Genomic DNA, 4,644 nt, shown 5'->3' with positions numbered 1-4,644 from the left:
GGAGCTTCCATCGGGGGGGCCAGAACCCTGGTAGCCATGAAACATGTGGGCGTGAATGTGGCTGCCGATCCTTTATATACCTTTTCATATACCGGTGTTAACGGCGGCCTGGTTTTAATATCGGCTGACGATCCCGGCATGCATTCTTCTCAGAATGAGCAGGACAACCGCGGCTACGGGATATTTGCCAAATTGCCGGTGATTGAGCCTTCCGACAGTCAGGAAGCCCTGGATTACTGCAAGCTGGCCTTTGATGTGAGTGAACAGTTTGACACCCCGGTGATGTTCAGAATCACCACCAGGCTGGCCCATTCACAGACCCTGGTGGAAACCGGCCAGCTAGAGCGGCGAGAGCTGCCTCTTTACAAAAAGAATGCTCCCAAATACGTAATGCTGCCCGGCTTTGCCAAAAGCCGTCATATAGAAGTCGAAAAGAGTATTTTGCAGTTAAAAGAGTATGCCGAGAAAACCCCCTTGAACCGCATCGAATGGGGTGACAGAGAACTGGGCATCATCACCAGCGGGATCTGCTACCAATACGTTAAAGAGGTTATGCCCGATGTCTCCATCCTTAAACTGGGTTTGGTAAATCCGCTGCCGGAACAGCTGATTCGATCCTTTGCCGCCGGAGTGAAACGGCTGGTGGTGGTTGAAGAGCTGGAGCCAGTCATAGAAAATTTTGTTAAAACCCTGGGAATCAGGGTAGAAGGCAAAGAACTATTCACACTTCTGGGCGAATACAGCCCGGAATTGATTGAAGAGAAGCTGCTGGGCGTTGACAACAGCGACCCATTCGGGCTCAGCACCCAGGTGCCCGGCCGCCCGCCGGTCATGTGCGCGGGCTGCCCGCATCGCGGCGTGTTTTATACTTTGAAGAAGATGAAACTGGCGGTGATGGGAGACATCGGCTGCTATACCCTGGGGGCCATCGCACCACTGGAAGGCCTGGACTCCTGCATTTGCATGGGGGCCAGCATAGGAACCGCCCTGGGCATGGAAAAGGCCCGCGGGGCTGACTTTGCCGATAAAGTCGTGGCGGTAATCGGCGACTCCACCTTTGTTCATTCCGGCATCACCGCTCTGATAGATGTGGTGTATAATCAGGGGACTTCGACGGTATTGATTTTGGACAATGACACGACTGCCATGACCGGGCATCAGGATCATCCCGCCACCGGACTGACTATTCGCCGGGAGCCTACCGCGCGCCTGGATCTGGAAGCCCTGGTTAAGGCCATCGGCATCCAACATGTAAAGGTGGTCGATCCCCTTAACCTGGAGCAGTTGCAGGGAACGCTGCAAACTGAGCTGGAGCGGCGCGAGCCTTCAGTGATAATCTGCAAGCGCCCCTGTGTGCTGATACCCCATGAGCCTTCCACGCAGAAGTACTATATAGATCAGGAGATCTGTAATGGCTGTTCGGTATGCATCAGGCTGGGCTGTACCGGTTTGGTCTATCTCGATTCTCCGGTGAAGGCGGAACGCAAAGCCGTCATAAACGATAATTCTTGTGTGAATTGCGGCCTCTGCGCACAAGTATGCAAGTTCGACGCCATAAAGGCAGTGGAGGGATAAGCATGGATAAGCAAAAGGTGACCAATGTTCTGATAGTAGGAGTGGGCGGCCAGGGGACCCTCCTGACCAGCCGGATTCTGGCCGATGTAGCCGTGCAGATGGGCTTTGATGTTAAAGTATCGGAGATACACGGCATGGCTCAGCGCGGCGGCAGCGTGGTATCTGAAGTGCGCTACGGGGAGAAGGTTTATTCACCCATTATCAAAAAAGGCGATGCGGATATACTTCTGGCCTTCGAGAAAATCGAAGCCGCCCGTTGGCTCGATTACTTGAAGCCTGATGGCCGGGTGATTATTAACAACGAGAGGATCGATCCCTTGCCGGTGATGAGCGGCAAGGTAAAATATCCGGACGATATCGTAGAGCGCATCAAAGCTCTGGCCCCCAATACCCTGGTTGTGGACGCCACCAAGACCGCTATAGCATGCGGCAACGTAAAAGCTGCCAATGTGGTATTATTAGGCGTCCTGACGGCTGCCATTCATCTGCCGGTGAACGAGGTGGAACAAGCCATTAAGCACACCGTGCCTGCCAAAGCCCTGGAAGTAAACCTCAAGGCTTTCCAAGCCGGTTTGGAATTATATTCTTCCGTAGTATAGAGTCAGATTGTCTATTTAAATAATACAAGCCATTGTAACCCTACCTCTTTCGGTAGGGTTATTGGTGTTACCAATGATCAAAGCGAGAAAAACCAGCGGTAGAAAAAATTTGACATTACAAAGGTTATCAACAGAGTCAGCCAGGTCCAGTACCAGGCCCATTTAATATACTTAATCAATTGAGTGTGTTTTTCTAAAATATACTCAATCAAAGTAATAGCCGACGTGAAGGCAAAATAATGCAGTATTTGCCGGCTGACACTTTCCCCAAAAGGGTAGTAAAGGTTAAAGAAAATACATATCACCGGATAGGCAAAGAACTCGAAAGTGAAGCTGGACCGGGTTGCTTTGGGAAATATGCGCAAAGGGTATTCTATAAATCCCATCTGCACCACTAATAGTCCAGAAAGCCAGGTTAAACTCTGTTTGAAAAAGAATATTACCAGGGCTTCGCGAATTCGCTCAACCGGCACCACCCAAAAGAGAAGCGTAAGCAATATTATCCAGGAAGAGAATTCAATGATCTTTTCTTTGGACATGGCTCCTTATCCTTAATAGAGACGTTACATGAATCTCAAAGCAGTTTTTCTTATACACTGTTAGATGAATAAAAAATCTGATGAACTTATTCTGCCCAAATCCCACTGGAAATGCTTTTTGTCGAAAAATTTTTCCCGGATCAGGAGGCCGGGGCCGTTTCTTTATTATCTCTTGCAGGTGCGGTATGATATCTATAATATTTTTTGCCAATAATCCGGAAGTAATTGTCATTATGCCAATCCTGATGATGAAGGGGAGAGGAAAACATGTGTCTTATTCTGCTGGCCTGGGATGATCATCCCCGATATAAACTGGTCGTCGCCGCCAACCGCGACGAGTTTTACCAGCGCCCCACTTCAAGAGCGGAGATTTGGGAAGACTATCCCCATATTCTGGCGGGAAGGGACCTGCAAGCGGGCGGTACCTGGATGGGCATCACTAAAAACGGGCGTTTTGCAGCCTTGACCAATTACCGCGATCCTTTTAACCACAAGAATAACGCTCCTTCCCGAGGGCTGCTGGTTCAGAATTATTTACAGAGCAGCCAGGACCCACAGAGCTACATAGACTCACTTGAGGATGGGGGAAGGGCATATAACAGCTTTAACCTGCTCTTGGGAGATTATGAAACCTTATTTTACTTTTCCAACCGTGAAAGAGTCCTTCGCCCAATACAGCCGGGAATCCATGGTCTGAGCAACAGCCTGCTGGATGTTCCCTGGCCCAAAGTCAGCAAAGGAACCGACGCTTTAAGCGAAGTTCTGCATCAACCGCATTTCGATGCGGAAGATTTATTCGTCATTCTGCGAGACCGGGAATATCCCACGGATGAGAACTTGCCGGATACCGGAATAGGATTGAAAAAGGAAAGGATGCTGGGCCCGGTGTTTGTGGCCAGCAGGGAATATGATTACGGCACCAGGGTGTCTACAATATTGCTGGTGGATCGTCACAATAAGACGCAGTTCTGGGAGCGCAGTTATGAGCCTCTGGAGATGGATAAATGGAGTCAGGTATATTATGAATTCCAGGTCCCCAAACCCAAGGGCAGGCTGAAAGATCTGCCCAATATAGGGAAGGATTTGGAAAGACGCCTGGCTTCCATAGGGGTGGATGACATAGATGTCTTGATGGAATTGGGGAGCAAAGAGGCTTTTCTCAGACTCCGCCAGCTAGAAGGTGATACCTGCTATAATACCCTTTGCAGCCTTGAAGGAGCCATTCAGGGAATTCGCTGGCATAACCTCAGCAGTGCATCAAAACAAGAACTGAAAGAATTCTTCAAACAGCGCAAAATATAAGATTTATCCTCAGCCAAAGTGCCTCGGGTCAAGCCCGGGGCTTTTTTTATGGGGTAAATATTTTAACACCGTGATGCACACCCTTTGAATGTACGAATAGCTTAGAGGCCTAATGGCCTGCAGCGAGGATGATGGGCAGACTGCCATGAAAAATCTAAGTTTAGCAGCAAGGAGGTATTACTATTGTCAGACCTGGACATGATGGCCCTGCCGGAACATATTGAGGCTGTCGGCGGCTATGTGATCGCCACCTACTACTTGCAGACCGGCAGAGAAGTGGACATCGTTAAAAAAGTCACTTCCATTGCAATAGAACAGACCACAGGCACCTGGGTGCCTGTTCCTGAAGAGACCGCGGAAGTACGGGGAAAATATGTGGCCAAGGTGGTTGGAATCTACGAGGTGCCGGGCAATGAATATGAGGTCCCCACGCTGCAGGAGGTGCGCCAGTGGGTATTTCAACTGGCTTTCCCTGCCGTAAACTTTGGACCACAGATCCCAATGCTGCTGTCAACCATCATCGGGAACATCTCCATGATCGGTCCCTTAAAACTGCTGGACATCAAATTCCCGCCGGATTTCCTGGCCCAGTTTAAAGGGCCAAAGTTCGGTGTTTCAGGGGTGCGCGA

Annotated in this window: 4 protein-coding genes and 1 pseudogene; 4 read left to right on the top strand and 1 reads right to left on the bottom strand. The window is 49.8% G+C overall.

Going from position 1 to position 4,644, the window contains the following annotated elements; all coding sequences use genetic code 11:
* Together B3W37_RS01925 and B3W37_RS01920 are read left to right on the top strand one after the other, a co-directional pair.
* The coding region (locus tag B3W37_RS01925; RefSeq protein WP_483174616.1) for a thiamine pyrophosphate-dependent enzyme at positions 1-1,575 on the top strand (1,575 nt) is incomplete at its 5' end.
* 2 nt (positions 1,576-1,577) lie between these two features.
* Positions 1,578-2,174, top strand: a complete 597-nt coding sequence (locus B3W37_RS01920; protein ID WP_483170539.1) for an indolepyruvate oxidoreductase subunit beta — start codon at positions 1,578-1,580, stop codon at positions 2,172-2,174.
* Positions 2,175-2,251: 77 nt separating this feature from the next.
* Here the strand turns inward: B3W37_RS01920 and B3W37_RS01915 are convergent, their stop codons facing one another.
* A complete protein-coding gene (locus tag B3W37_RS01915; protein WP_481038677.1) occupies positions 2,252-2,713 on the bottom strand; it encodes a CBO0543 family protein in 462 nt (153 codons plus the stop codon).
* Between the two features lie 267 nt (positions 2,714-2,980).
* Here B3W37_RS01915 and B3W37_RS01910 point away from each other — a divergent pair, with 267 nt between their 5' ends.
* A complete protein-coding gene (locus tag B3W37_RS01910; protein WP_483170537.1) occupies positions 2,981-4,015 on the top strand; it encodes an NRDE family protein in 1,035 nt (344 codons plus the stop codon).
* A 183-nt stretch (positions 4,016-4,198) separates the two neighbouring features.
* Positions 4,199-4,644, top strand: a pseudogene (locus tag B3W37_RS01905) (hypothetical protein); the annotation flags it as partial.

The organism is Syntrophomonas sp. UBA5494 (genome assembly GCF_002426325.1).
The sequence above is the reverse complement of the archived record's forward strand: the minus strand, read 5'-3'. Positions and strand labels throughout refer to the sequence as shown.

Excerpts from the sequence above, each read along its gene's own strand:
- B3W37_RS01920 (WP_483170539.1), top strand. The coding sequence starts at position 1,578 with ATGGATAAGCAAAAGGTGACCAATGTTCTGATAGTAGGAGTGGGCGGC.
- B3W37_RS01915 (WP_481038677.1), bottom strand. The coding sequence starts at position 2,713 with ATGTCCAAAGAAAAGATCATTGAATTCTCTTCCTGGATAATATTGCTT.
- B3W37_RS01910 (WP_483170537.1), top strand. The coding sequence starts at position 2,981 with ATGTGTCTTATTCTGCTGGCCTGGGATGATCATCCCCGATATAAACTG.